The sequence below is a fragment of the Flavobacterium sp. RSSA_27 genome (genome assembly GCF_051547125.1).
In the GTDB taxonomy this organism is placed as follows: domain Bacteria; phylum Bacteroidota; class Bacteroidia; order Flavobacteriales; family Flavobacteriaceae; genus Flavobacterium.
On the sequence record NZ_JBPTTN010000006.1, the window covers coordinates 52,818 to 79,342 of the forward strand.

Annotated in this window: 21 protein-coding genes; 10 read left to right on the plus strand and 11 right to left on the minus strand. The window is 36.0% G+C overall.

Annotated elements, in window-relative coordinates:
• Window positions 1–217: 217 nt before the first annotated feature.
• Window positions 218–1,000 (plus strand): alpha/beta fold hydrolase, encoded by a 783-nt coding sequence (locus tag ACSVH5_RS09550; RefSeq protein ID WP_438061210.1) that lies wholly within the window; start codon window positions 218–220, stop codon window positions 998–1,000.
• On the opposite strand, the gene ACSVH5_RS09555 is transcribed toward ACSVH5_RS09550, so the two are convergent.
• From ACSVH5_RS09555 to ACSVH5_RS09570, 4 genes are all read right to left on the minus strand, one after another.
• Entirely contained in the window at window positions 997–3,759 is a 2,763-nt protein-coding gene (locus ACSVH5_RS09555; protein WP_438061211.1) for a PD-(D/E)XK nuclease family protein, read from the minus strand. The two genes, ACSVH5_RS09550 and ACSVH5_RS09555, sit on opposite strands and share 4 nt — an antisense overlap.
• Before the next feature lie 62 nt (window positions 3,760–3,821).
• Complete coding sequence (locus tag ACSVH5_RS09560; protein WP_438061212.1) at window positions 3,822–5,306, minus strand: OmpA family protein; 1,485 nt, start codon at window positions 5,304–5,306, stop codon at window positions 3,822–3,824.
• A gap of 108 nt (window positions 5,307–5,414) precedes the next feature.
• Window positions 5,415–6,605 carry a glycine C-acetyltransferase gene (gene kbl / locus ACSVH5_RS09565; protein WP_438061213.1) on the minus strand — a complete coding sequence of 397 codons (1,191 nt, stop codon included), beginning with the start codon at window positions 6,603–6,605 and terminating at the stop codon, window positions 5,415–5,417.
• Window positions 6,606–6,636: 31 nt separating this feature from the next.
• Window positions 6,637–9,792: a UvrD-helicase domain-containing protein gene (locus ACSVH5_RS09570; protein WP_438061214.1), complete on the minus strand. Its 3,156-nt coding sequence runs from the start codon at window positions 9,790–9,792 to the stop codon at window positions 6,637–6,639.
• 268 nt (window positions 9,793–10,060) lie between these two features.
• Here ACSVH5_RS09570 and rbfA point away from each other — a divergent pair, with 268 nt between their 5' ends.
• Together rbfA and ACSVH5_RS09580 are read left to right on the plus strand one after the other, a co-directional pair.
• The gene (gene rbfA, locus ACSVH5_RS09575; RefSeq protein WP_438061215.1) at window positions 10,061–10,453 is read left to right on the plus strand and encodes a 30S ribosome-binding factor RbfA; all 393 of its coding nucleotides are present in this window, start codon (window positions 10,061–10,063) and stop codon (window positions 10,451–10,453) included.
• A 1-nt stretch (window position 10,454) separates the two neighbouring features.
• Window positions 10,455–11,654, plus strand: a complete 1,200-nt coding sequence (locus tag ACSVH5_RS09580) for an ABC transporter permease (RefSeq protein WP_438061216.1) — start codon at window positions 10,455–10,457, stop codon at window positions 11,652–11,654.
• A 61-nt stretch (window positions 11,655–11,715) separates the two neighbouring features.
• On the opposite strand, the gene dusB is transcribed toward ACSVH5_RS09580, so the two are convergent.
• Together dusB and ACSVH5_RS09590 are read right to left on the minus strand one after the other, a co-directional pair.
• A complete protein-coding gene (gene dusB, locus ACSVH5_RS09585; RefSeq protein WP_438061217.1) occupies window positions 11,716–12,708 on the minus strand; it encodes a tRNA dihydrouridine synthase DusB in 993 nt (330 codons plus the stop codon).
• A gap of 140 nt (window positions 12,709–12,848) precedes the next feature.
• Window positions 12,849–13,238 carry a DUF4345 domain-containing protein gene (locus ACSVH5_RS09590; protein ID WP_438061218.1) on the minus strand — a complete coding sequence of 130 codons (390 nt, stop codon included), beginning with the start codon at window positions 13,236–13,238 and terminating at the stop codon, window positions 12,849–12,851.
• 231 nt (window positions 13,239–13,469) lie between these two features.
• Between ACSVH5_RS09590 and lepA the strand changes: the two genes are divergently transcribed.
• Window positions 13,470–15,266, plus strand: coding sequence for a translation elongation factor 4 (gene lepA / locus ACSVH5_RS09595; RefSeq protein WP_438061219.1), 1,797 nt, complete (start codon window positions 13,470–13,472; stop codon window positions 15,264–15,266).
• A 99-nt stretch (window positions 15,267–15,365) separates the two neighbouring features.
• On the opposite strand, the gene ACSVH5_RS09600 is transcribed toward lepA, so the two are convergent.
• The gene (locus ACSVH5_RS09600; RefSeq protein ID WP_438061220.1) at window positions 15,366–16,298 is read right to left on the minus strand and encodes a 1-phosphofructokinase family hexose kinase; all 933 of its coding nucleotides are present in this window, start codon (window positions 16,296–16,298) and stop codon (window positions 15,366–15,368) included.
• Window positions 16,299–16,403: 105 nt separating this feature from the next.
• Here ACSVH5_RS09600 and thiL point away from each other — a divergent pair, with 105 nt between their 5' ends.
• Window positions 16,404–17,450: a thiamine-phosphate kinase gene (thiL, locus tag ACSVH5_RS09605; protein ID WP_438061221.1), complete on the plus strand. Its 1,047-nt coding sequence runs from the start codon at window positions 16,404–16,406 to the stop codon at window positions 17,448–17,450.
• A gap of 277 nt (window positions 17,451–17,727) precedes the next feature.
• Here thiL and ACSVH5_RS09610 read toward each other — a convergent pair whose 3' ends face one another.
• From ACSVH5_RS09610 to purN, 4 genes are all read right to left on the minus strand, one after another.
• A complete protein-coding gene (locus ACSVH5_RS09610) occupies window positions 17,728–19,626 on the minus strand; it encodes an amidophosphoribosyltransferase (RefSeq protein WP_438061222.1) in 1,899 nt (632 codons plus the stop codon).
• 65 nt (window positions 19,627–19,691) lie between these two features.
• On the minus strand, window positions 19,692–20,615 hold the full coding sequence (locus ACSVH5_RS09615) for a PfkB family carbohydrate kinase (protein ID WP_438061223.1): 924 nt from the start codon (window positions 20,613–20,615) through the stop codon (window positions 19,692–19,694).
• Between the two features lie 105 nt (window positions 20,616–20,720).
• On the minus strand, window positions 20,721–21,200 hold the full coding sequence (gene rnhA / locus ACSVH5_RS09620; protein ID WP_438061224.1) for a ribonuclease HI: 480 nt from the start codon (window positions 21,198–21,200) through the stop codon (window positions 20,721–20,723).
• 54 nt (window positions 21,201–21,254) lie between these two features.
• On the minus strand, window positions 21,255–21,818 hold the full coding sequence (gene purN, locus ACSVH5_RS09625; protein WP_438061225.1) for a phosphoribosylglycinamide formyltransferase: 564 nt from the start codon (window positions 21,816–21,818) through the stop codon (window positions 21,255–21,257).
• 177 nt (window positions 21,819–21,995) lie between these two features.
• Between purN and ACSVH5_RS09630 the strand changes: the two genes are divergently transcribed.
• The 5 genes from ACSVH5_RS09630 (at window position 21,996) to pyk (ending at window position 26,461) form a co-directional block, all read left to right on the plus strand.
• A complete protein-coding gene (locus tag ACSVH5_RS09630; RefSeq protein WP_007137004.1) occupies window positions 21,996–22,232 on the plus strand; it encodes an acyl carrier protein in 237 nt (78 codons plus the stop codon).
• 189 nt (window positions 22,233–22,421) lie between these two features.
• Entirely contained in the window at window positions 22,422–23,675 is a 1,254-nt protein-coding gene (gene fabF, locus ACSVH5_RS09635) for a beta-ketoacyl-ACP synthase II (RefSeq protein ID WP_438061226.1), read from the plus strand.
• 6 nt (window positions 23,676–23,681) lie between these two features.
• The gene (gene rnc / locus ACSVH5_RS09640) at window positions 23,682–24,422 is read left to right on the plus strand and encodes a ribonuclease III (protein WP_438061227.1); all 741 of its coding nucleotides are present in this window, start codon (window positions 23,682–23,684) and stop codon (window positions 24,420–24,422) included.
• 114 nt (window positions 24,423–24,536) lie between these two features.
• On the plus strand, window positions 24,537–25,025 hold the full coding sequence (locus tag ACSVH5_RS09645; RefSeq protein ID WP_438061228.1) for an IPExxxVDY family protein: 489 nt from the start codon (window positions 24,537–24,539) through the stop codon (window positions 25,023–25,025).
• A gap of 5 nt (window positions 25,026–25,030) precedes the next feature.
• Window positions 25,031–26,461: a pyruvate kinase gene (pyk, locus tag ACSVH5_RS09650; RefSeq protein WP_438061229.1), complete on the plus strand. Its 1,431-nt coding sequence runs from the start codon at window positions 25,031–25,033 to the stop codon at window positions 26,459–26,461.
• Window positions 26,462–26,525: the final 64 nt, after the last annotated feature.

The following is a 26,525-nucleotide window of genomic DNA, read 5'->3' on the forward strand; positions in this document are numbered from 1 at the left end:
GACACCCATTTTGGGGTATTTTTTTTAGGAGCAGTAAGCTAAGGAATTTTTTGGAAACACCGTCCCGCTATCCGCTATATCTTTGCTTTTTAAAAGAAAAAAAGCAAAGGATGCCGCTACTATCGGGGCTAAAAACCAACATTTGGCTTTATTAGGTTGCATTTTGAATTCAAAAAATCTAGAAATAAGAATTACTTTTGCAAAAAATTATTGAGCTTTGAAAACCCTACTTTATAAAAACACCACTATCGCATTCACCGACACAGGAAAAGGAACCGCTATTGTTTTATTGCATGGCTTCCTAGAAAACCAATCGATGTGGAGTGTTTTAGTACCTGTTTTGAGTCAAAAATACCGCGTCATCACCATCGATTTGTTAGGTCACGGCCAAACCGAACCTATGGGTTACATCCAAACTATGGAAGACAATGCCGATGCGGTACACGAAGTACTTTCTAGTTTGCGTCTTCGCAAAGCGGTTTTCATCGGACATTCAATGGGTGGTTACGTAGCTTTAGCTTATGCCGAGTTGTATCCTGAAAGCGTCAAAGGATTGGTGTTACTCAATTCCACCGCCAAAGAAGACAGTCCCGAACGTAAAACCAACCGAGACCGCGCCATTACAGCGGTCAAAAAAGATTACGAAACCTTTATTCGTCTTTCTATCGCCAACTTATTCAGCGAAGACAACCGCGACCGTTTAAACGACCGCATCGAAAAAGTAAAAATCGAAGCTTTACAAACGCCCTTGCAAGGCATCGTCGCCTCACTCGAAGGAATGAAAATCCGTAAAGACCGAGAAATCTTGCTCCACACTACGGCTTTTCCTAAAGTAGTAATCCTAGGAAAAAAAGACCCTGTTTTGAACTACGAAGAAACCAATACACAAATTCAAGGAACTACCGTTGAATTGGTAACTTTCCCAGACGGTCATATGAGTCACATCGAAAATGAAGCGGAGTTAAGCGAAGTATTAATACAATTTTTGAAGAAGATTTAAACCTTCTCCTTAAACGGAATTGCTGGGTCTAAAATCTCTTGTAACAAGCCAACCAATTGCTCCAAATAAGCAGTCAAAATGGCCGCATTGATAGTGGATTCTTCTACTTTTTCTTCTTTTAAAGTAAAAGGTAAAAAGCCAGCTTTACTATTTTTAAAGGAGATGATACCCGCTTGCATCGGTTGTTCTTTGGCTAAGGTTTCATACATATAGGCATACGCCAAAATTTGAATGATTTTGTCATTTTTAATGTCATCCACTAAGCCGTTCCAAGCTTTTAAAGTAACATTGCTTTTTTCAACTTTACCTGTTTTATAATCTATAATTCGGAGGGTACCGTTTCGGACTTCAATTCGGTCAACGTTCCCCGCAATTTTCACAGGAAAAGGCAAACTCGGATGTTCTAAAACGCGCTCAAAAGTAGCTTCCAAAGCCAAAATTTTAACAGCATCACCCGCTTTTATGGATTGCAATTCAGACTTCAAGAAATTAAAGACGTTCCGTTTCGCTACTTCAAAAGCTAATAAATTGCGTCCTTTTGTAATTTCTCCTTCTTTGTAAATTTCTTTAAATTGTTTCAATACCTCATCATTGATATTTTTAATGGCTTGTTCCAAATCAGTTTCCGAAATGAACTTGCCAATAAAAGGCTTGTACAATTCCTCCAAGGTTTTGTGAATAATTGTTCCCAAAGTATTCAAAGCTATATTCTCTTCGACTTCTTCTGTATCGCGGATACGCACTATTCTTTTAAAATAAAAATCAATAGGATTCCGAATGTAACTAGTCAAGGCCGAAGGTGAAAACCCTTTCTCTGCAATTTCTTTCAAACGCTCCATAACCAATGGCGACTTTTCAACACTCATCGGCAAGTAAGCCGAATCAGGAACATTGGCATTGTAAATCTCGTGAGTCAATGTATGATTCGGACGTTTCTCCACTTCGAGTTGTGTGATGAAACGGCTTTTTTCACCACCATCTAATCCTTCATTCTCTGTATTGTAAATCAAATAAATAGTTTTGGCACGTTGCAATAAATGATAAAAGTGATAGGTATAAATCGCATCTTTTTCTTTAAAAGTAGGCAATCCCAATTCTCTCTTGACATCATAAGGAATAAAAGAATTCATAGACTTACCCGCGGGAAATTTCCCTTCATTCATTGAAGTCACTATAACCGTATCAAAATCCAACACCCTACTTTCCAAAACTCCCATAATTTGTAAACCATTCAACGGCTCTCCTTCAAAGGAAACCTCAGCCAAATCAATTATCTGTTTGTAAATGGCAAAAAGAGTCGGTATTTGATCAATATGCAAATGTTGAGCATAATAACTCTTCAACTTATTAATCACCGTAAAAATTGAATACACAAAAGCCTTGGTCAATTTCTCTTCTTCATTATCGTTACTCAAATTATTGCGTAAGCGCAACAACAAACTAGAAATAACATCTAAAACAGCCATAGAACCATTGTCCCATTTTTGAAACAACAAATCGAATAAAGCATTCGTTTGGTTTTGGAGTTCTAGTATTTTTTTAAGTGTAATAAAAGTGTAATTATTCTCTTTTATAATCCGAACCAAGTGATTCGCATTAGCAAATGATTCTACCAGTGGATGCGTAAGAATATCGAGCACATCTTTGTAATAAAACACATATTGAGAAGGATTTCTTTTCAAAGCATTCGTATGCATTTTAAACAATTTTGCTACTAGCAATTGTGCTGGGTTATTTTTACTAGAATATCCCATAGTAATATTTAAAGCACCAACCGAAGCAGGAAGAGAATATAACAACGGCATCAAAAGGTTTTCCTCGCCTAAAACTACCGCTACTTTATCGAGATGGGGTGTCTCTTGTTTGGCAATGGCCTTTTCAATAAGGCTACCCACAATTTTGGCTTGCCCAATAGTTTTTGGTGTACCAATTATATGAATGTTTTTAGATTTAGAAAAATCATCTTGTATCCATTCAAAAGGGTGGGATTTATAGTGCTTCCAACTTTCTTTAAATCTTCGAATAAACAATCCAGCATCATGGAAAGGATCATTCAAAAACGTTTGATCAGCATCCCAAAAAATAGTGGCATTATCATTAGCTATTAAATGCTGAATGATTTTTTCTTCGGCAGCATTTAAAGCATTAAAACCCGCGAATACATAAAATTTAGAACCAATTTCTTTTAAAAATGCTGGGAGATTAGTTACCGCTTCTCTATAAATCAATCCTTGGTAACCTGTCTTTTTTTCAAGTAAATACTGATATAACGATTGGTAATACTGTGGCAACAATTTCCAAAAATCAATATAATTTTCGAGTAAAGATGTTTTATCTTCAACTGCTATTCCCCATTTTTTAATGTCTTCTATATCTTTTAAATAAGACAAAACGTGATTTGGATCCAACAAATAGCGGTCGATTTCATTAAAATCCTGCAACAACATTTTGGCCCAATTGGCAAATAACTCAAAGGATTGCTGGTTTTGTTTCGAAGTGATTGACAAATACACATCATAAAATTCAAACAATAAGGCTATGGAATCTATGGAGCGAATCCCTGAAACCTCTTGTACAAAATCTTCAATACTTGTGATTTCTGGGCAAAAGACAGTTCCTGTAATTTGCTTTTTTATGGCTTCTATCAAAAAAATCTTAGCCCTCTTGTTAGGCAGTACTACAACAGTATTCGAAAAATTTTTCGAATAGTTATTGATTAATTGAGTAGCAATTTGGTCTAAAAAAGAGTGATCTGTCATTTTATAAATATAAAAAAAGCCGTTCAATTAAGAACGGCTTTCAAAAATAATATACTATACTATTATTTGTTTACTTTCATTTTATCAACACCTCCAACATAGATAACTTCAACTCTTCTGTTTTCAGCTCTACCTGCAGCAGTTTTGTTAGTTGCAACCGGTTTAGTATCTCCAAATCCTTGTGCAGTTAAATTAGCCGCATTGATTCCTCTAGAAACTAAAGCATCAACAACAGACTTAGCTCTTGCTTGAGAAAGTTTTTTGTTCATAGCTGGTTTACCAACATTATCGGTATGACCATTAACTTCAAATTTAGCAGTTGGGTAGTCTTTTAAGATTTCTTTAATAGCATCTAAACTAGTTGCTGTTTGTGGTTTAGCATAATCTAAAGAAGATTTACCAGTAACGAAGAAAATAGATCTTGCTTGAACTCTTAATTCTTTAACAACTTCTTCAGTTACTTCTGGACAACCTTTGTTTTCTTTAGTACCAGCTACGATTGGACAAGCATCTTCTAAATCTGGCACACCATCTTTATCAGCGTCTAATACTACAGGAACTGGACAACCTTGGTTATCTCTTGGTCCAGCAACAGTAGGACATTTGTCATCTTTATCAGCAAGACCATCACCGTCAGTATCAGGACAACCTTTAGTTGAAGCAGGACCAGCTACATCTGGACAAGCGTCATCTTTATCAGCGATTCCGTCACCGTCAGTATCAGGACATCCGTTGAAAGCAGCTAAACCAGCAACATCTGGACAAGCATCACTTCCGTCAACGATTCCGTCTCCATCTGTATCAGGACAACCATTGAATTGTTTTAAACCAGCAACTTCTGGACAAGCATCATCTTTATCGTAGATTCCGTCTCCGTCAGTATCTTTACCTCCAAACTTGAATACGATACCTGCAGTGTGTTGTACTAAAGATGGTTTTTCTGGCATTCCAGCAGCATCATTTCTTTCGTCATTAGGTAATGCCATTCTGTATCCAGAAGATAAAGCTAAACCAACATTTTCAGTAAACCAAAAAGTTAATCCAACTCCTAAGTTAACGTGACCAAAGCTATCTTTTCCTAAGAAAGTATATCCTCCACCTGCTTGTAAGCTTGGGTCAAACCATTTTGTTCCAATTAAATCCATGAAGCTGTATTTCACAGTACCATCGATTCCGTAAAACATTAAATCTCCAGGGTTGATAACACTCATACCTCTACCATCAGCATTTTTAGCAGCAGGATTAAAGTTAACGTATTTGTCAATTTTGTTCACAGATCCAGCCAATCCGAAAGAGAAACCACCACCGATGTGTCTATCTACTTTGATGTACGATACAGAAGGAAGAATATTCCAATTGTCTTTAATAGCGAATGGTTGTGAAAAGTGAGCCTCAAACCAGTTAATGCCGTCTCTTGCAGCACTTGATCTTGAGTCAACTGCATTTGCTCCAATGGTAATTGCCCATGGATTGTTACTATCTTGTGCATGCGAAGATAAACCCGCAGCCATCAATACAGCAACTAAAAGTTTGTTAAGATGTTTCATAATGATTCTATTAAAATTTAGTTAATTATAAACAAAAATAGCAACTTAATTTTTATCAGCAAAATTAAAAGTTAAAAAAAACCTACAAAAAAAAGCAAAATCTTAGTTTTAAACCACATGAAGTGATTTTCCAACCATTTCAAAAGCTTTCAAAGCCTTATCTAAATGCTCTTTAGTATGACTTGCCGACAACTGTACTCTGATTCTAGCCTTCTCTTTTGGCACTACTGGAAAAAAGAATCCAATAACATAAATGCCATTTTTTAACAACTCATTGGCCATTGTTTGTGCTAGCTTCGCATCGTATAACATTACAGGCACAATAGCAGAATCACCATCAATAATATCAAATCCTGCTTTAATCATTCCTTGCTTGAAATAATTGGTATTCCATTCTAATTGATCTCTTAGTGAAGTATCTTTCTCTAACAATTCGAATACCTTAATTGATGCCCCAACAATAGCTGGAGCCAATGAATTAGAAAACAAATAAGGTCTTGAACGTTGACGTAAAATTTCAATAATTTCTTTTTTAGCTGTAGTATATCCGCCCATAGCTCCACCTAAGGCTTTCCCGAGTGTACCTGTAATTATATCTACACGTCCCATTACTCCTTTGGCTTCTAATGTTCCTTTTCCTGTGGCGCCAATAAAACCTGCCGCGTGACATTCGTCTACCATTACCATTGCGTCGTATTTATCGGCTAAATCACAAATTTTATCTAAAGGCGCTACCAATCCATCCATAGAGAAAACACCATCAGTAACAATCAATTTAAAACGGGTACCTGCTTCAGTAGCCTTGATTAGTTGCTGTTCCAAATCCTCCATATTACTGTTTTCATAACGATAACGAGCCGCTTTACACAAACGCACGCCATCAATAATAGAAGCGTGGTTCAGACTATCCGAAATAATACAGTCTTGCTCTCCTAATAAAGGTTCAAAAACACCTCCATTAGCATCAAAAGCGGCGGCATACAATATCGTGTCTTCCGTACCATAAAAATCCGCAATCTTTTTTTCTAAGGTTTTGTGAATATCCTGTGTCCCGCATATAAAACGAACGGATGACATTCCGAAGCCGTGAGAATCCAAGGTGTCTTTTGCTGCCTGAATTACTTCTGGATGCGAAGAAAGTCCTAAATAATTATTGGCACAAAAATTAAGGACCGTTTCTCCATTCACTGTAATTTCTGCCCCTTGCGCTGAAGTAATAATTCTTTCTTTTTTAAAAAGACCATTTGCTTCGATGGTTTGCAATTCGTTTTGCAAGTATTCTTGTATCTTACCGTACATAGTATGTGTTTTTATATTCTAAATTTAGTTTTTATGACAAATTTACTATATCGATTGCTAATCCGATATACACCAATACCTTTTTAACTACTTTATATCCCATTTTCTCAATAGCTTCTTGATAATTCTCCAATTGTTGCTGATATTTAACATTATGAACTCCTGTTTTATAATCCAACAACAGCATTTCATTGGCGCCTTTCAAAACCATACGATCGGGTTTCATTGTTTTTCCTTCGTTTTGAATAATGGTTTGTTCGTTAAAAACCTGATTTCCTTCTTCAAAATAAACCATCAACTCTGGATGTGACACAATAGCTTTAATCGTTTGAGTCACCATTTCTGTTTGTTCAAAATGAATCCATCCATTAGCCAAAGCAATTTCGATGGCCTTTTCAATATCCGTTTTATACTTTACTAATGATAAAATTTCGTGCACCACGTTTCCGTAAGCAATGGCCTCTTGCTGCTGAGTTCCCCACATTAGGGCTTCTTTTTGAGCAATCTTGATGTTTTTAGGATCTAAAAACGATTCCATCACTGGAATTGGCTTGTTTGAATCGATATGTTTTACCGATTTTGAAAGCTTAGTAGCTACACCAAAATCATAGGTTAATTTTTCGCTATCAAATTGATTTTTACTCTCTAAATATTGGATAAAAAAAGTACACATATTGTTCTTTGGCAACTCACCTTTACTAGACAAGTTCATATTCGAAATAATATACAATTGTTCCTCTGCCCTAGTTAATGCTACATACAAAACGTTGATATTATCCAACAATTCTTCTTGCTTTTTTTGATGGTACACTTCGGATGCTTCTGCTCCGAAACCCTCAACCGCACTACTATTGTCAATCAATACTTTCTCTAATCCGAGCTCTTCCTTTTCGGCATCGAGCCATAATTTATCTTTGGGTTTGCGTGAATAATCTTCCTCGGCAAAAGGCATAATTACCACGGGAAACTCCAGCCCTTTGGATTTATGAATGGTCATGATTCGGACTGCATTGCTGCCTTCTGGCGATGGAATACTGAATTTGGAACCATTTTTCTCCCAAAACAGTAAAAAATCTGCAATTCCAGCTTGATTCCGAATGTCCCGCTCAAGCACAATATCTAAAAAATATTGCACATACGAATTGCTATTTTCTGCCGTCAAAAACTTAGCAATACTAATCTCAACCGCTTCGTACAAGGCTTTTTTTCGGATGTCTTGAAAGGAATATTGCACCCCAAATTGCTGTAGCCAAAGTTCAAATTTCCTTTCGTTGGCCAAAGCCATACCTTCAGAAATGCAATCGGCAACAGGAAGTTGATCTTGTTTGTTTTTGGCAATGAAATACAAAAAATTCACCTTGGCTTCTAAGTCATTGCTATTGTTCAAATAGCGTAACAAATGAATCAAAAAACGAACTTCGGTGGCATTTTGAATCATCAAAGTTTCTGAGGACAACAAAGGAATGTTTTGCTCTGTTAAATAATTGGCTACTGCAATTCCTTGTTCGCGTTTTCGGGTAAGAATAACGATGTCTTTGTATTCAAATCCTTGAGCGATTACTTTTTGAATCGTTTGCAAGGTTGCCAAAACATACAAATCCGTTTTGTCAAGTGTTTCCTCATCTTCCTCATTAGTGGCTGACTGAGGAATAAAAGAAATATTTACATACCCCCCCTTTTTGTCATTTGCTTTTTGATGGCTGTGATTTTCGTATAAATCTTTGTAATCTTCATTGGTAAATTCAGCCGATAACATCTTGAAAAAAGCATTATTAAAGTCAATTACTTCAGAGTAACTCCGGTAATTTTTGTCCAGATGAATCAGTTTTTTATCTGGATTGCTAAACGGATTATGGTCTTTGCTCAAGGCGATAAATTGCTCTGCTTTTCCGCCTCTCCAACGATAAATGGATTGTTTCGGATCGCCTACAATCATCAACGTTCCTTTTACGCCATAATCATCTTGACCCGCCAAGGCATTATCAATTAACGGAATGAGATTTTGCCATTGCATTTCGGAAGTATCTTGAAACTCATCGATAAAAAAATGGCGGTACCGCTCTCCTAAGCGCTCATAAATAAAAGGTGCAGGTTGATTTTGAATCTCTCGATGAATAATCGCATTGAACTCGGCAATTGAAAGCACATTTTGCTCTTCTTGAATTTTGGCCAATTCGTTGCTGACTGTATTCAATAAAGACAAAGGCGTAATGTTTTTTAGAAAGGCTTTATAAAAATTAATTTTTTCAAAAATCTTATAAATTGCAGCAAGTTGACTCAAAAAATCAGGAATTAAAGTTTCAATAATCGCTCTATCTTTGGCCGCTTTGTTGATCGCGATATCTTCAAATTCATAAAACCTTTTGTTCTTTGGATTGAATTTCTTTTCTACTATGCTATTCACGTGATTAGGGAAAGTAGCTCTTGAAAAAGATTTCACATCAATACCATTAGAATTTATTTGCTCCAAAATCGATTCCGCCATCACAATAGTTTCTGCCTCTAATTTTTTGTTAACCGCTAGTAACTTCTCTTTTATTTTTACAAACTCACCAATCGTAGTGTCTTGAAATTGAGCAATTTCATTACGATTATTCTCATTCAGCACTAGTCGACCCGTTTCTAAAATTTCCCTTGAAATATCCCAAGACTTATCATCATCGGTTTTTTCCATAGTAAAATCGATGAGTAGTTGCGTTAGCGTTGCATCTTCGCCAGCTTGTGCAATAATGGCATCTACGGTTTCGACTAATAAATTTTCGGTATCCAAGGTCACTTCGAAAGTCATCGGGAGATTCAAATCGAGAGCAAAAGCACGAATGACTTTATGTGTAAATTTATCGATGGTGGAAATATCAAAAGCCGCATAATTATGAATAATATGCTTGATGATTTGTTGCGCTTTGGTTTTGATTTGAATCAAAGACAACTGAGTATCAATAGCCAAATCTTGCATTAAATCAAGCGCTTTCGAATTGGGTTCGTCTTTGGCAAATTCGGATAGGCTACCTACAATCCTGCTCTTCATTTCTTGCACCGCTTTGTTGGTAAAAGTGATGGCTAGAATATGACGATAGGCATCGTTTTTGGGGGCGACCAAAATAATTTTGAGGTATTCTTTGACCAATGCATAGGTCTTCCCCGAGCCAGCAGATGCGTCATATATTGAAAAGGAAGTGCTTTGCATAGTGTGTTTGTTATATAACCCTTTTAGAATATAAAACTCTGAAAGGGTTATCATATCCAATTAAACTTACTTATTGAAAAACAATTTTTCTCGATTATCCTAAACCCTAGCCCTGATGGAAGCGGCATCCTTTGCTGCCGGGGTTCGGCAGCAAAGATATAGCGTACAGCAGGAAATAGCTCCTGATTACCCATCGGAATATTCTAGAATCAGGATTGTTACGTTGAAAATTTGTTCGAATATAGCTTAAAAGTAGTATTTTTGCAGCATGGAAACAAATAGACAGAAAAAAATAGGCGGTGTCATCCAAAAAGATTTGGTGGACATTTTGCAAGGTGAAGTGAGAAAAAATGGCGTTACTAACTTAGTAATTTCAGTATCCAAAGTAGTGGTAACCTCAGATTTATCGGTAGCTACGGTGCATTTAAGTATTTTTCCTCAAGAAAAAGCACAAGAAACCTTGGCAGCGATAAAAACGAATACCAACTTGATTAAACACGATTTAGCACAACGTGTTCGTTTGCAATTGCGTAGAGTTCCTAATTTGGTTTTCTTTATTGATGACTCGTTGGATTATATCGAGAAAATCGACAATGCCTTGAAAAATCAGGAAAATCCTATTGAAAACAGAGATTTATTAGAAAAACGCAGACAGTTTTAAATTGAATTTTCCGCTTTACATCGCCCACCGATACCTTAGAAGTAATAGCAAAAACAGCGCTATTAACATCATCAATCGTATTGCTAGTTTGGGCATCATTGTGGGTGCTATGGCACTTTTTGTGGTGCTGTCGGTATTTAGCGGTTTGAAAGAATTTAGTCTTTCGTTTACCAACGAAATTGACCCCGATTTAAAAGCAACGCCTACCCTTGGCAAATCGTTTTTTGTTACTCCCCAACAAAATCAAGATATCAAAAAAATAGCTGGAATCGCTTCGTTCTCCAAGATTATTGAAGAAAGAGTGCTTTTTACTTTTGCAGACAAGCAAGAAGTGACTTATTTGAAAGGAGTGGACACGCAATTCACCAAAGTAAACGCCATTGAAAAAAAATTGTACAACGGGCAATGGCTGCAACCCAACACCTATCAAGTTGTTGTAGGATACGGAATGGCGCAAAAATTCTCGATGGGATTGTTTGACTACAATACGGCGCTAGAAGTTATGGTGCCAAGGCCGGGTAAAGGAACGATTACCATTCCATCAGAAGCCTTTAATCAGAGTGATTTGATTCCGACTGGGATTTATTCGATTAGTGAAGATTTGGATTCAAAATATGTTTTTGCCGATTTGGGATTGGCACAAGAATTACTAGAATACCAACCCAATCAAATTTCTGGAATTGAATTTAAACTCCGCCCAAATGCCGATGAAGCGGCTATAATTGATCAACTACAAACGATTTTCAAAAATAAAATCACGCTAAAAAATAGAGCGCAACTGAACGAGTCGCTTTATAAAATGTTGAATACCGAAAACATCGCGGTGTATTTAATTTTCACCTTGGTTATTGTTGTGGCACTTTTTAACTTGATTGGCGCTTTGATTATGATGATTTTAGACAAAAAAGGCAATCTGAAAACCTTGTTCAATCTCGGAACAGAAATCAAGAGTCTTCGCAATATTTTCTTGCTACAAGGAACTTTATTGAGCGTTTATGGAGGAATTATTGGATTGCTTTTGGGCATCGTAATTGTGTTATTGCAACAACAATTCGAGTGGATTATGATTACCCCAACACTGGCTTATCCAGTCGTTTTTAGTTTTGAAAACATCGCAATCGTAATGGCAACCATTATCACGCTTGGCTTTTTGGCTTCGTTAATCGCTAGTAGTAGAGTTACTAAGAAGTTGTTGGATTAAAAAAGCCACGAATTCACGAATTATTAGTGAATTAGTGGCAAATCTGAAGCCCATTTAATTTTTACACCACTTCATACCCAGCATAAGCGTCGATAATCTCATCTAGTACCGCAAATAATTCTTCTGGTTTATCGAGCGTAACCAATTGTTGTTTGTAGGTTTTGAAGGAATGAATGCCTTTGAAATAATTGGTATAATGTGGCCTTGTTTCTACAATTCCGTGACGTTCGCCTTTCCAATCCATAGCCCAAGTCAAGTGGTTGCGAACCGCTTCTACTCTATCAGCCACCGTGGGTTTGGCCAAATGTTCTCCTGTCTTAAAGAAATGCTTGATTTCGTTAAAAATCCAAGGATAACCAATAGCGGCACGACCAATCATAATCCCGTCGACTCCGTATTTGTTTTTGTATTCTAAAGCTTTTTCAGGAGAATCGATATCGCCATTTCCAAAAATCGGCATCGTAATTCTTGGATTATTTTTAATACGAGCAATGTGAGACCAATCCGAGTGGCCTTTGTACATTTGAGCACGTGTCCTAGCGTGAATACTCAATGCAGCAACGCCAATATCTTGCAAACGTTCGGCCACCTCATCGATGTTGATAGAGTTATCATCCCAACCCAAACGCGTTTTTACGGTTACAGGCAAATGCGTACTATCAATCACCGCTTTGGTCAAACGAATCATCAAATCGACGTCTTTTAGAACTCCTGCACCGGCACCTTTACAAACGACTTTCTTTACAGGACAACCAAAATTAATATCAATTAAATCTGGATTTACGGTAGAAACAATTTTTGAGGACAACGCCATCGCTTCTTCGTCGCCGCCAAAGATTTGTATCCCAACAGGGCGTTCGTAATCAAAAATATCCAACTTCATTCGGCTCTTGATGGCATCGCGAATCAATCCTTCAGAAGAAATAAACTCGGAATACATTAAGTCGGCACCGTGCATTTTGCACAATCTACGAAAAGGCGGATCACTCACATCTTCCATAGGTGCAAGAAGTAAAGGAAAATCTGGAAGTTCTATGTTGCCAATTTTGGGCATTGCTTAAATTTTTTGCAAAGATAGTTAAGAATTTTTAGTAATAAAATTTAATCTCAAGAGTGTCTCATTTTTAGCATTTTATAATTATTTTTATGAAAACTTCGATATCAAATTACTAACATTAGACATTAAAGAAATGTTTAATTGGGCACATTAAATTTTCTATAGTTATAAATGGCAAAACAACCCAATACCAATTCACCGAAGGTTCCTAAAACAAAAATACCAGATGGCAATCCATCAAAAAGAATAGAAATAATTCTTCCCGCTGCCAAGCCCAACATAAAAATCATATTAGAAATCGTGGCGACTTTCCAAAATCGCTGCTGAAAAATTCCTAAAATCCAAAAAAACGAAAATCCCAAATACAAACCCATTATGGCTTTGAAAATTGAAAATTCGTCGGGTGATTGTAGGCTTACCTCAAAAAGAAAATTAGGTTTAACACCATATATCAGACCAACAGGTGCTACTATAGCTGCTGAAATAATAAGATGCAGATTTTTCAAAAAAGGGGATGTTGCACTCATTTCTCAAATATACAAAAACAACAGCAATACCTTTCTACTGCTTCTAATCGATAAAAAACTTCTGTATCAAAATACCATCCACATCATTCAATTCATAAACTCTTAGCGTAAGAGGATTAAAAATAAATAGTTATCGGTACTAACTTTAAAAACATACAATTAAATCTAAACTTTGCGCTATATTTGCAGCTTGAAAGCGATATTTTTCGCCATTAATGACAGAGACACCGCATGAAACACATTAGAAATTTTTGCATCATTGCACACATTGACCACGGAAAAAGTACCCTTGCTGACCGATTATTAGGCGCTACGCAAACGGTTACCGCTCGAGAAGAAAAAGCCCAATTGTTAGACAATATGGACTTGGAGCGCGAACGTGGTATTACCATTAAGAGTCACGCCATACAAATGGAGTACAAATACAAAGGTGAGGATTACATCTTAAACTTGATTGACACTCCGGGTCACGTGGATTTCTCCTATGAAGTTTCGCGTTCAATCGCCGCTTGCGAAGGCGCACTTTTGATTGTTGATGCGGCACAAAGTATACAAGCACAAACGATTTCTAACTTATACTTGGCTTTAGAAAACGACTTAGAAATCATTCCAGTTTTAAACAAAGTCGATTTACCAAGCGCTAATCCTGAGGAGGTAAGTGATGATATCATTGATTTGTTGGGCTGTGAATTAGAAGATATTATTCACGCGTCAGGAAAAACAGGTTTTGGTGTCGAAAATATTTTGGCTGCCATTATCGAAAAAATTCCTGCTCCAAAAGGCAACAAAGAAGAACCGTTACAAGCCTTAATTTTTGATTCACATTACAACCCTTTCCGCGGAATTGAAGTTATTTTCCGTGTGGTAAATGGAGAAATCAAAAAAGGGCAAAAAATAAAATTTATGGCTACTGGCAATGAATATTTTGCCGATGAAGTAGGTACTTTAAAACTGAATCAAGTTCCAAAAAACGTAATTTCTACAGGAGATGTAGGATATTTAATTTCTGGAATTAAAGAAGCCAAAGAAGTAAAAGTTGGGGATACCATCACAGATGCCAAAACACCTACCACCAATATGATTACAGGTTTTGAGGACGTAAAACCGATGGTTTTTGCTGGAATCTACCCTGTAGATACAGAAGATTTTGAAGAACTAAGAGCTTCGATGGAAAAACTACAGCTAAACGATGCTTCGTTGGTATTTACGGCTGAAAGTTCGGCAGCTTTAGGATTTGGTTTCCGTTGCGGTTTCTTAGGAATGCTACATATGGAAATTATTCAGGAACGATTGGAGCGTGAGTTCAATATGACCGTAATTACCACAGTTCCGAACGTTTCGTATTTGGCATACACCAAAAAAGAGCCTGAAACAGCTATTATCGTTAACAATCCATCCGATTTGCCAGAACCCTCAAAATTGGATCGTGTAGAAGAACCTTTCATCAAAGCTACTATAATTACCAAAGCTGATTTTGTGGGTAACGTAATGAGTTTATGTATTGAAAAACGTGGTATTATCACAAACCAAACGTATTTGACCACTGAGCGTGTGGAATTAAACTTTGATATGCCATTGGCTGAAATAGTATTCGACTTTTACGACCGATTGAAAACAGTTTCTAAAGGTTATGCATCGTTTGACTACTCTCCTATTGGAATGCGTACTTCAAAATTGGTTAAATTGGATGTATTATTGAACGCTAATCAGGTGGATGCGCTTTCTGCGTTGATTCACGAAAGCAACGCTTATACAATTGGTAAAAAAATGACCGAAAAATTGCGTGAGTTGATTCCGAGACAGCAATTTGATATTCCGATTCAGGCGGCAATTGGAGCCAAAATCATTGCTCGTGAAACCATAAAAGCCTTACGTAAAGACGTTACCGCCAAATGTTACGGAGGAGATATTTCTCGTAAACGTAAACTATTGGAAAAACAGAAAAAAGGTAAAAAACGTATGCGCCAAGTAGGAAATGTAGAGATTCCGCAAGAAGCATTTATGGCGGTTTTGAAATTGAACGACTAGTTTTTTTAGAGAAAAGAATATAGAAAATAGAATAAAGAGAAAACCTGACAATGTAAAAGTTGTCAGGTTTTTTTGTTCCCCCTTTGGGGGCTAGGGGGCTTATTTATCCTTTAACCAATCAAACAATCGCTGTGCATCGGAGCCTTTGAATAATTGGGTACCTTCGTTCATCGTGGCGGCTGAACCGCAAGCCACTCCCCATCGAATAACTTCTTTTAAAGGTTTATTTTGAGAAAGTGCCCAAACCATTCCTCCTACCATACTATCACCAGCACCTACCGTACTCTTTTTGGCTACATTGGGAGCAGGAACAAACTCATAATGGTCTTTGGTCACCAAAACAGCACCTTGTGGACCAAGAGATACAACTACTATTTCTGCACCTCCTTTAGCTATAATTTTCTTGGCTGCTTCGTTTACTTCTTCCATTTCTAGTCGCTCTTCTCCAATTAATTTGGCTAGTTCACCAACGTTTGGCTTGATTAAATAAGCGCCAACTTCAAGGACTTTTTCTAAAGCTTCTCCTGAAGTATCAATAATTAATTTTGAGTTGTTCTCTTTAGCAACATGGGCAACTTTTTGATAAAAATCGGAATTTAAACCTTCATTCAAACTACCGCTAGCAACCAAAAAATTAGGTTTGAACTCCCCAATTTTAGCTAAAAATCGCTCACTTTCTTCTTCTGTTAATGAACCTCCTGTAAATCCAAATCTGTATTGCGAGTTGGTATTGGTATCTACCGCTACAAAGCTTTCTCTTGTCCAACTCTTCACAGCAACAGCCTCACTGGCAATATTTTCTTGAGCTACTAATTCTACTAACAATTGTCCCATTGCCCCACCCGAAGTAAACAAAGCCATAGAATTGCCTCCTAAACGTGCAATAGCTTTAGAGACGTTAATTCCGCCTCCACCTGCATCGTATCTTGGCACTTCGCAACGGATTTTTTGTTCGGCAACTAATCCTTTAAAACTAGTACTTTTATCTACTGCTGGGTTGACCGTTAGGGTCACTATATCGAATGCTTTCATTTTTTAAATTTTTATTTACATAAAGATGCATATTTTCAGTGAAAATCGAAGCATTCTTAGCAATTAATTCTTCGTACCTTTGCCTTTTTTAAACCATAAATAAACATGATTGAAGATAAAAACCCTCAACGTACTAGTATTGCTCAATTAGGTGAATTTGGGTTAATCGACCATTTGACAAAAAACTTTGAAATTAACCAAGAGTCAACATTAAAAGGAATTGGAGACGATGCAGCTGTTTTAGATTTTGGCACAAGAAAGACAGTAGTTTCAACCGATTTGTTAATTGAAGGAGTACATTTTGATTTGGCTTATATGCCTTTGAAGCACTTGGGATACAAAGCAGTTGTAGTTAATCTATCTGATATTTGTGCTATGAATGCCAAACCTACACACATAACTGTTTCGGTAGCCGTTTCTAATCGATTCCCGTTAGAAGCTTTAGAAGAATTGTATGAAGGAATTGCTCGAGCAGCCAAAGAATACAAAATTGATGTCGTAGGTGGCGACACTACTTCTTCTCAAAAAGGAATGATTATTAGCATTACCGCTTTGGGTGAAGCAGATGAAAATGAGATTGTTTATCGAAACGGAGCCAAAGCAACCGATTTATTAGTAGTAACTGGGGACATTGGTGCTGCTTACATGGGACTTCAAGTTTTAGAAAGAGAAAAACAAGTCTTTCAAGTAAATCCAAATTCACAACCTGATTTAGATGCCTATACTTATTTGATTGAGCGACAACTAAAACCGGAAGCAAGAACCGATATCCGTACCTTATTACATGCTTTAAAGATAAAACCAACTGCTATGATTGATGTATCTGATGGTATTTCTTCCGAAATTATGCATTTATGCAAACAATCCAATGTAGGATGTAATCTGTATGAAGACAAATTACCATTAGACCCTCAATTTATTTCAGTATGCGAGGAATTCAATATTGACAGTACAACCATTGCTATAAATGGTGGCGAAGACTATGAATTATTGTTTACAATCGCTATTACTGATTTCGACAAAATTAAAGGAAATCCCAACTTTACTATCATTGGCCATATGACTGAACCCAATGAAGGAACACATTTGATTACTCGAGCCAATACTAAAATCCCGTTAAAAGCCAGAGGCTGGAATGCGTTAAACGAGTAGAAATATAATACTTATAAAAAAAAGAGTTGTTTTCTGTATTGAAAACAACTCTTTTTTTTCTTGCTTATAATAATACTATTAACTAGCTAATAATCAAGATGAATTCAACATTAAAATAAAAAAGGTGGAATTTCTTCCACCCTTTTTGCCCCAAATCTACCATAAACTTAACCTACTAATATTATGGTGATGTAAACTTACAGCAAAGGGATTTTGCTTACAATAATTTCCGATGAAATGCAATAAAATCCGATTAAATACATCTTTTAAGATTTCTTTAATATGCTCTGGCGTCTTTTCCTTCATAAAAATTCATGAAGGCTCGATTGACAACACGGTTACCGCCTGGGGTAGGATAATCACCTGTAAAGTACCAATCCCCTAAGTTTTTAGGGCAAGCTATATGCAAATTTTCAACGGTTTGAAAAATAATTTTTACTTCAGCGTTGATTTCAGCTGAGCTTAGCATTTCAGCTATTTTATCTGAGATTTCTTGAGGACTAAAAGGATCATAAATTGCAGTGACATAATTTACCACTTCAACATCTTTAAAGTTTTCTTGTGCTTTACACTTTGCATATACTTGATCAACTATATGGTAAAGATTTCTTTCTTTGAGCAATTCTAAAGCTGCTTTAAAAGCAATTAAACCTTCTAACTTTGCCATATCAATTCCGTAACAATCTGGATAACGAATTTGAGGAGCTGAAGACACCACGACGATGCGTTTCGGATTCAATCGATCCATCATTTTGATGATACTTTTCTTTAGTGTAGTCCCACGAACAATGCTATCATCAATAATTACCAAGTTATCTGTTGGTTGTACTACACCATAGGTAACATCATAGACATGTGCTACTAAATCATCCCTACTACTGTCTTCTGTAATAAAAGTTCTTAGTTTCGCGTCTTTAATGGCTACTTTCTCTGTTCGGATTTTTACCGACAATAATTCTTGTAAACTTTCGGTGGTTAAGGTATCTCTATTGGCTAAAATATAATTGTTTTTTCGCTGATTCAAAAAATCTTGAGCTGCTTCGACCATTCCAATAAAAGAAGTCTCAGCGGTATTCGGTATATATGAGAAAACCGTATTATCAGTATCAAATTTTATGGTTTCTAAAACAGCTGGCAATACGAGTTTACCCAGCATTTTACGCTCCTGATAAATTTCGGCATCACTTCCTCTTGAAAAATAAATGCGCTCAAAAGAACACGCTTTTTTGGTAATCGCTGGAAGAATTTCTTGCATAGAAACAGTCCCGTTCTTTTTGATAATTAAAGCGGCACCTGGATCAATTTCATGTACTTTTTCAAAAGGCACATTGAACACTGTTTGAATCACTGGGCGTTCTGATGCCACCACCACAATTTCATCATCTTGATAAAAATAAGCAGGGCGAATTCCAGCTGGATCTCTAAAAACAAAGGCATCTCCGTGACCTAATAGTCCTGCCATAGCATAACCTCCATCTAAATTTTTAGCAGCTCTGTTTAGAATTTTTGCTACATCCAATCTCTCTGCTATTACTACAGAAGCTTCACGCTTATTTAATCCTTCGTTTTTACAATCCTGATACAAATCTGTAACGGCATCATCTAAGAAATGCCCTATTTTTTCCATTACTGTAACCGTATCAGCCATCTCTTTTGGATGTTGACCTAACTCAACCAAGTTCTCGAATAACTCCTTAACATTGGTCATATTAAAGTTTCCTGCTAGAATCAAATTACGATGCATCCAGTTATTCTGACGTAAAAATGGATGTACACTCTCTATACTATTTTTTCCAAAAGTTCCATAACGAACATGCCCCAAAAACAATTCTCCTAAATAAGGAATATTGGCTTTTTGTAAGGATACATTGTCTGCATACTCAGGATGGATTTTTATTTCATCATTAATTCTTGCATTTATTTGAGCAAATACATCTTGGATGGGTTGTGCATGATTCGAACGCACTCGGCTGATGTATCTTTGTCCTGGCTCTACATCTAATTTTATACTTGCAAATCCAGCACCGTCTTGTCCTCGATTGTGCTGTTTTTCCATAAGTAAATACATTTTTTGGATGCCATAAAAAGCCGATCCATATTTTTCCTTATAGTATTCAAGTGGCTTAAGAAGTCGTACTAAAGCTATTCCACATTCGTGTTGTAAAGCGTCACTCATAGTATTTATTGTTGTGTTGTATTAAATTGTGTATTAAAAAAGCCCAGTTTCCTGAGCTTAAGTCATTATAGTTCGATATCAAATTGTGTCAAAGCCTTAAACTGTTTCAATCGCTGATTCACTTCATTTTCTTCTAAACCTACCATTCTTTCGGTTCCAAATTTCTCCACACAAAAAGAGGCTAAATTTGAGCCGTAAATGATACCGTTTTTCATGTTTTCAAATGAAATATTTTCGCTTTGAGCAATGTATCCTGAAAAACCTCCGGCAAAAGTATCTCCAGCTCCTGTTGGGTCGTAAACTTCTTCTAATGGCAATGCTGGTGCAAAAAACACTTCATTATTATGGAATAAAAGCGCTCCGTGTTCTCCTTTTTTAATCACCACATATTTAGGTCCAAGAGTATGAATTTTGGCAGCTGCTTTCACTAATGAATATTCTCCAGACAGTTGTCTAGCTTCTTCATCATTTATTGTAATTACATCTACCCGCTTAATTACATCCAGTAATTCAGGTAGCGCACAATCCATCCAAAAATTCATAGTGTCTAAAACTACTAATTTAGGTGTAGTTTGCATTTGATCCAAAACACTACTTTGAACCAATGGATGAAGATTCCCTAACATTACTACTTCAGCATCTTTGAAATTTTGAGGCACTTTTGGTTGAAAATCTGCCAAAACATTAAGTTCTGTAACCAATGTATCTCTTGAATTCAAATCATTGTGATACAAGCCACTCCAAAAGAACGTTTTTCCTCCCTTAACGATTTCAATTCCAGAAATATCAATATTTCTAGAAGTCAATAAATCTAAATGTTCTTGTGGAAAATCATCCCCTACTACCGATACAATTGCTGATTGTAAGTTGAAAAAAGAAGCTGACAAACCAATATATGTTGCCGCACCACCTAAAATTTTATCGGTTTTCCCAAAAGGAGTTTCAATTGCGTCGAAAGCTACTGTTCCAACAATCAATAATTTATTCATTTGCTGTGTTTCGAATTAAGGCGCAAAGATAGTTTATAAAGTGTAAAGTTGCAACGATTGAAAGCGGCAAAGCTCCAAAAGCATTAAGTCCTGATTATCTAATGTTTACATTAATTTTTGCTCTTCTTTTTCATAAAAAGAATCTACTGAAAGTTGGTTTTGAAGTGATGCCAAAACTGCTAGTTCATCACATCGCTCATTTTGGGGATGATTATTATGACCTTTAATCCATTTAAAATCTACTTGATGTTTACGATAAACCAGCAAAAAACGTTGCCACAAATCTGCATTTTTTCTATCAACAAATCGTTTTTTCTCCCAACCAAAAACCCATTTTTTTACTACAGAATCTACCACATACTTAGAATCTGAAATTACCAAAACTGTGGTATTATCATTCTTCAACTTTTCAAGGCCTACAATAACTGCCAACAATTCCATTCTATTGTTTGTTGTTAATCGAAATCCTTCATAGAATTCCTTCTTATAGGGCTTACCTACCCATTCCATAACCACGCCATAGCCACCAGGACCAGGATTCCCCTTGGCTGCGCCATCGGTATAAATATGAACTTGATGTGACATGATTAAACTATTGATTTTACTTAGTAAAACTTAAAATGATAACAAAGAAAAAACTTAGTGATTTAATAAACGATCTATAACTAGTGGGAAATGTTTTTGCTCTAATTCATGAATTTTTACAGCTACATCTTCTGGTGTATCCTCTGGTGCTAGAGGAACAGCAGCTTGAAAAAGAATAGCACCTTCATCGTAATTTTCATTTACGTAATGAATTGTAATTCCTGTTTCGCTTTCCTTATTGGCCACAACTGCTTGGTGTATATGCATTCCATACATTCCCTTGCCTCCAAACTTAGGCAACAAAGCAGGATGGATATTGATGATTTTATTAGGAAACGCAGCCACCCAAGTTTCGGGTATTTTCAATAAAAAACCCGCAAGAACCAATAAATCAGGTTGAAAATTATTTATTTTTTGTAATAATTTACTGTCGTTTAGTTCGCTTTTAGAAAAAATTAACGTTTGCACTTGATACTTTTTTGCTCGTTCTATAACTTTTGCATTTGCATTATTAGTTATGACACTCACTACTTTGGTTTTTGAAGAATTTATAAAATATTTTATAATACTTTCGGCATTTGTACCCGATCCTGAAGCAAAAATCACAATTTTATTCATGTTCAAACCCATTTTTTATTTTACAAAAAAAGGCATAAAAAACGAAAAAAAATAGCTTTGAGGGCTCTTTGTTGAAATAAATTTTAGCGTTTCTGCAATACATTTATTAACTAAATGGTAGTTTTAAAATAAAGTTTTTTATTTTTGCCAACAAATTAAATTCTAAAATTAAAGATTATGTCAGACATTGCATCAAGAGTAAAAGCGATTATCGTAGACAAATTAGGTGTTGACGAAAACGAAGTTGTAACAGAAGCAAGCTTCACAAATGATTTAGGAGCTGACTCATTAGACACTGTTGAGCTTATTATGGAATTCGAAAAAGAATTCGACATTCAAATTCCAGATGATCAAGCAGAGAACATTGCTACTGTTGGTCAAGCTATCTCTTACATCGAGGAAGCAAAAAAATAATAAATCATCACCCGTTTGCATTGCTTGTAAACGGGTGTTATTATTTTTAAAATCAATTTAACACATAGGAGAGGACATTTTCCTCCTTAAAAACACATATATTGTAATACCCATGTCTCTTTTGTACTATACATACATTAAAAGAATGCGTGGGTTTTATTTGTTTAAAGCTAACAAAACACATACGTTATGGAATTAAGACGAGTTGTAGTTACAGGATTAGGTGCACTAACTCCAATTGGAAATAACATCCAAGAATACTGGCATGGTCTTTTGAACGGAGTGAGCGGCGCTGCTCCCATTACCTATTACGATACCGAAAAACACAAAACAAAGTTTGCATGTGAAGTCAAGAACTTCAATATTGAAGACTATATGGATCGTAAAGAATCTCGTAGACTAGATAAATTTGCTCAATACGCTATTGCCGCAAGTGATGAAGCGATTAAAGATGCTGGATTAACAGACGACACTATTGACAAACAAAGAGTTGGTGTTATTTGGGGCGCTGGAATTGGTGGATTAGAAACTTTTCAAGATGAAGTAATGTACTATGCAAAAGGTGATGGAACGCCAAAATTCAATCCTTTTTTTATTCCAAAAATGATTGCTGATATAGCTCCAGCACATATCTCAATGCGTAATGGCTACATGGGACCCAATTACACTACCGTTTCGGCTTGTGCTTCTTCTGCCAATGCATTGATTGACGCATTTAACTACATCCGATTAGGCATGTGCGACGTGATTATTTCTGGGGGCTCTGAAGCAGCTGTAACCATTGCAGGAATGGGAGGATTTAGTTCAATGCACGCTTTATCTACAAGAAATGAAAGTCCAGAGACTGCTTCTAGACCTTTTGACGCAACCAGAGATGGATTTGTTCTTGGTGAGGGAGCTGGTGCACTCGTACTGGAAGACTATGAGCACGCCAAAGCCAGAGGCGCAAAGATTTATTGCGAAATTGGTGGTGGTGGTATGTCATCAGATGCCTATCACTTAACCGCTCCTCACCCAGAAGGCATTGGGGTTATTGCTGTAATGAAAAACACGCTTCGTGATGCAGGAATGAATCCAGAAGATGTTGATCACATCAATACTCACGGAACCTCTACTCCTCTTGGAGATGTGGCAGAATTAAAAGCGATTAGTGCTGTATTTGGTGATCATGCAAAAACCATAAACATCAATTCGACAAAATCTATGACAGGCCACCTTTTGGGAGCCGCTGGAGCAATTGAAGCCATAGCTTCTATTTTAGCAATGCAGCATGGAATCATTCCACCAACCATTAATCATAGTGTTGTTGATGATAAAATTGACCCATCACTAAATCTTACTTTAAACACCCCACAAAAAAGAGAAGTAAATGTTGCTATGAGCAATACTTTTGGTTTTGGAGGACACAATGCATGTGTATTGTTTAAAAAATTAGTTGACTAATTTAGTATGAGTATTTTTAAAAAAATATTTTCAAAATCCCGTTCTCTTGAAGACGGGATTTTTTTTAATGCACTTCAAAAAATCTTAGGTTTTTCTCCAACTGAGTTAGAACCTTATCGTAAAGCATTTACACATCGATCCTCTAATAAGTTGGATAAAGAGGGCAACCCAATGAATTACGAACGATTAGAATTTTTAGGCGACGCTATGTTAAGCTCTGTAATTGCTGGATATTTATTCAATAAAGCACCTTACGGAGACGAAGGATATTTAACCAAAATGCGTTCAAAAATAGTAAGTAGAGAACATTTAAACGAGCTTGGAAAAGACTTGAATTTGATTCAATTCATAGAAAGCAAAGTGCCTGTGCAACACTTTGGAGACAATATTCATGGCAACATATTCGAGTCCTTAATTGGTGCAATATATTTGGACAAAGGCTATTTATTTTGTGAAAAATTTATCAATTCTAGAGTAATTATCCCTTATGTTGATATCAGTAGGTTAGAAGGAAAAGTCATCAGTTACAAAAGTTTGGTAATCGAATGGTGTCAAAAAGAAAAGAGAGTATTTCATTTTGACATCTTTGAAGATAATGCCATAGACGGTCAACGCTTATTCGGGGTGCGATTAAGCATTGATGACAAAGTAATCGCCAAAGCAAGAGCTACTTCCAAAAAGAAAGCTGAAGAAAAAGCAGCACAACGGGCCTATTTTGCTTTTCAAGAAAAAATAAATAAGAAATAATCTTGTTTTTCTTAAAACTATATCGTTTTCGCTAATGATTTAACAAAATCATATCATAATTTCGTATATAATCTTCCATAGAAGTAGTACCTTTGTTACTTATTTATTTTTGACATGGCAGTTCATAAAGTAAGTTTAGACGAGTTTGAAGAAATAGAATACTCAATTATAGCCATTCATACTCCTTTAGAGGATTATCGGCTGGCCTATACCTTAAATTTAATTTTAGAGCTAAATCTTAGTAGAAGTGCCAAAGACATTTTAATAGACATTAAAGAAGGAAAGTCTTTTTTCTCAAAATACACTTTTTACGATTGTAAAAAAGATATAACTTGGCATTTAATTCAAAACAAAAATGAAGTTACTCAGAGAAATAACAAAAAAAAAGCAACTCTTTTTTTTGATCAAAATTTAGAAATACCTGCTCAAACTTATCTACTACCTGAGTTAAAAAAAGCAGATTTTTTTTTAAAAATTGAGGCATGCCATAACAATTTTAATGTAACAAAAACAGTAGCAAAAATGAACACTATAGCAACGATTAATATGGTTTATAGTGTAAAAACAGAAACAATAAAATCAAAAAACAATTTAATTTTTTAATACATATGCTTACGAACAAAAAAACGAAAATTGTAGCCACACTAGGACCTGCATGTAGCACAAGAGAAACCATTAAGGATATGATTGAGGCAGGAGTGAATGTGTTTAGAGTAAACTTTTCACATGCAGATTATGAAGATGTAAAAAACAAAATCAATATCATTCGTGGATTAAATGAAGAATTTGGATATACCACTGCTATCTTAGGCGACTTACAAGGACCTAAACTGCGTGTAGGTGTAATGGAAGATGGTGCTTTTGTAAATGAAGGCGACTTGATTACATTTACCACCGCAGAAGACATCATTGGGACTTCTAAAAAAGTTTTCATGAAATATCAAAACTTTCCAAACGATGTAAATCCAGGAGAAAGAATTCTTTTAGATGATGGGAAACTTATCTTCGAGATTGTATCAACAGACAAAAAAACCGAAGTACTTGCTAAAGTCATACAGGGAGGAGAATTAAAATCCAAAAAAGGGGTTAATTTGCCGAACACAAAAATTTCATTACCAGCTATGACTGAAAAAGATATAGCAGATGCAAAATTTGCTATTGAACAGCATTTAGACTGGATTGCACTATCTTTTGTTAAAACACCTAGAGATTTACAAGACTTGCAAGAGTTAATCGCTGAACATTCTGAATTTAAGATTCCAATTGTAGCCAAAATAGAAATGCCGGAAGCATTAGAAAATATGGATAAAATTGTGGCTTTTTGTGATGCCATAATGGTAGCCCGTGGCGATTTAGGTGTGGAACTTCCTGCTCACGAAGTGCCATTGGTTCAAAAAGAATTAATAAGAAGAGCCAAAACTGCACGAATCCCTGTAATAGTTGCCACCCAAATGATGGAAACAATGATTACTAGTTTAACACCCACTCGTGCCGAAGTAAATGACGTTGCGAATTCTGTAATGGATGGTGCAGATGCAGTAATGCTTTCTGGCGAAACAGCTACTGGTAACTATCCAGTTCAAGTTATTCAGAAAATGACACAAATATTAGAAGCCGTTGAAGACTCTCCTCTTATTCATGTTCCTCAAAACACACCACAAGTAAAAACCAATCGTTTTATTACAAAAACTATTTGTCACCATGCCGCTATGATGGCCAATTCCATCAACGCCAAAGCGATTTGTACCTTAACTAATAGTGGATATACTGCTTTCCAAATTTCAGCATGGAGACCTAATGCTCACATCTTAGTATTTACTTCCAACAAACGTATCCTGACACAACTTAACCTATTATGGGGAGTTAAATCCTTTATGTATACTAAAGATGTTAGTACTGATGATACCGTTACGGATGTAAACGAAATTGTAAAAGAAAAAGGTTTTGTAAAAAAAGGTGATTTCTTAATCAATTTAGCTGCAATGCCAATCAAAGACAAAGGAATGGTGAATACTTTGAGAGTTTCAGAAATAGCATAATTGCTACTGTATTGAATATATAACGCTCCTTTTTTTGGAGCGTTTTTATTTATATTTTATTTCA

Bases quoted from the DNA above. Each gene is read 5' to 3' on its own strand.
- ACSVH5_RS09555 (WP_438061211.1), bottom strand. From the start codon at position 3,759: ATGACAGATCACTCTTTTTTAGACCAAATTGCTACTCAATTAATCAAT.
- ACSVH5_RS09560 (WP_438061212.1), bottom strand. From the start codon at position 5,306: ATGAAACATCTTAACAAACTTTTAGTTGCTGTATTGATGGCTGCGGGT.
- kbl (WP_438061213.1), bottom strand. From the start codon at position 6,605: ATGTACGGTAAGATACAAGAATACTTGCAAAACGAATTGCAAACCATC.
- ACSVH5_RS09570 (WP_438061214.1), bottom strand. From the start codon at position 9,792: ATGCAAAGCACTTCCTTTTCAATATATGACGCATCTGCTGGCTCGGGG.
- rbfA (WP_438061215.1), top strand. From the start codon at position 10,061: ATGGAAACAAATAGACAGAAAAAAATAGGCGGTGTCATCCAAAAAGAT.
- dusB (WP_438061217.1), bottom strand. From the start codon at position 12,708: ATGCCCAAAATTGGCAACATAGAACTTCCAGATTTTCCTTTACTTCTT.
- ACSVH5_RS09590 (WP_438061218.1), bottom strand. From the start codon at position 13,238: ATGAGTGCAACATCCCCTTTTTTGAAAAATCTGCATCTTATTATTTCA.
- lepA (WP_438061219.1), top strand. From the start codon at position 13,470: ATGAAACACATTAGAAATTTTTGCATCATTGCACACATTGACCACGGA.
- ACSVH5_RS09600 (WP_438061220.1), bottom strand. From the start codon at position 16,298: ATGAAAGCATTCGATATAGTGACCCTAACGGTCAACCCAGCAGTAGAT.
- thiL (WP_438061221.1), top strand. From the start codon at position 16,404: ATGATTGAAGATAAAAACCCTCAACGTACTAGTATTGCTCAATTAGGT.
- ACSVH5_RS09610 (WP_438061222.1), bottom strand. From the start codon at position 19,626: ATGAGTGACGCTTTACAACACGAATGTGGAATAGCTTTAGTACGACTT.
- ACSVH5_RS09615 (WP_438061223.1), bottom strand. From the start codon at position 20,615: ATGAATAAATTATTGATTGTTGGAACAGTAGCTTTCGACGCAATTGAA.
- rnhA (WP_438061224.1), bottom strand. From the start codon at position 21,200: ATGTCACATCAAGTTCATATTTATACCGATGGCGCAGCCAAGGGGAAT.
- purN (WP_438061225.1), bottom strand. From the start codon at position 21,818: ATGAATAAAATTGTGATTTTTGCTTCAGGATCGGGTACAAATGCCGAA.
- ACSVH5_RS09630 (WP_007137004.1), top strand. From the start codon at position 21,996: ATGTCAGACATTGCATCAAGAGTAAAAGCGATTATCGTAGACAAATTA.
- fabF (WP_438061226.1), top strand. From the start codon at position 22,422: ATGGAATTAAGACGAGTTGTAGTTACAGGATTAGGTGCACTAACTCCA.
- rnc (WP_438061227.1), top strand. From the start codon at position 23,682: ATGAGTATTTTTAAAAAAATATTTTCAAAATCCCGTTCTCTTGAAGAC.
- ACSVH5_RS09645 (WP_438061228.1), top strand. From the start codon at position 24,537: ATGGCAGTTCATAAAGTAAGTTTAGACGAGTTTGAAGAAATAGAATAC.
- pyk (WP_438061229.1), top strand. From the start codon at position 25,031: ATGCTTACGAACAAAAAAACGAAAATTGTAGCCACACTAGGACCTGCA.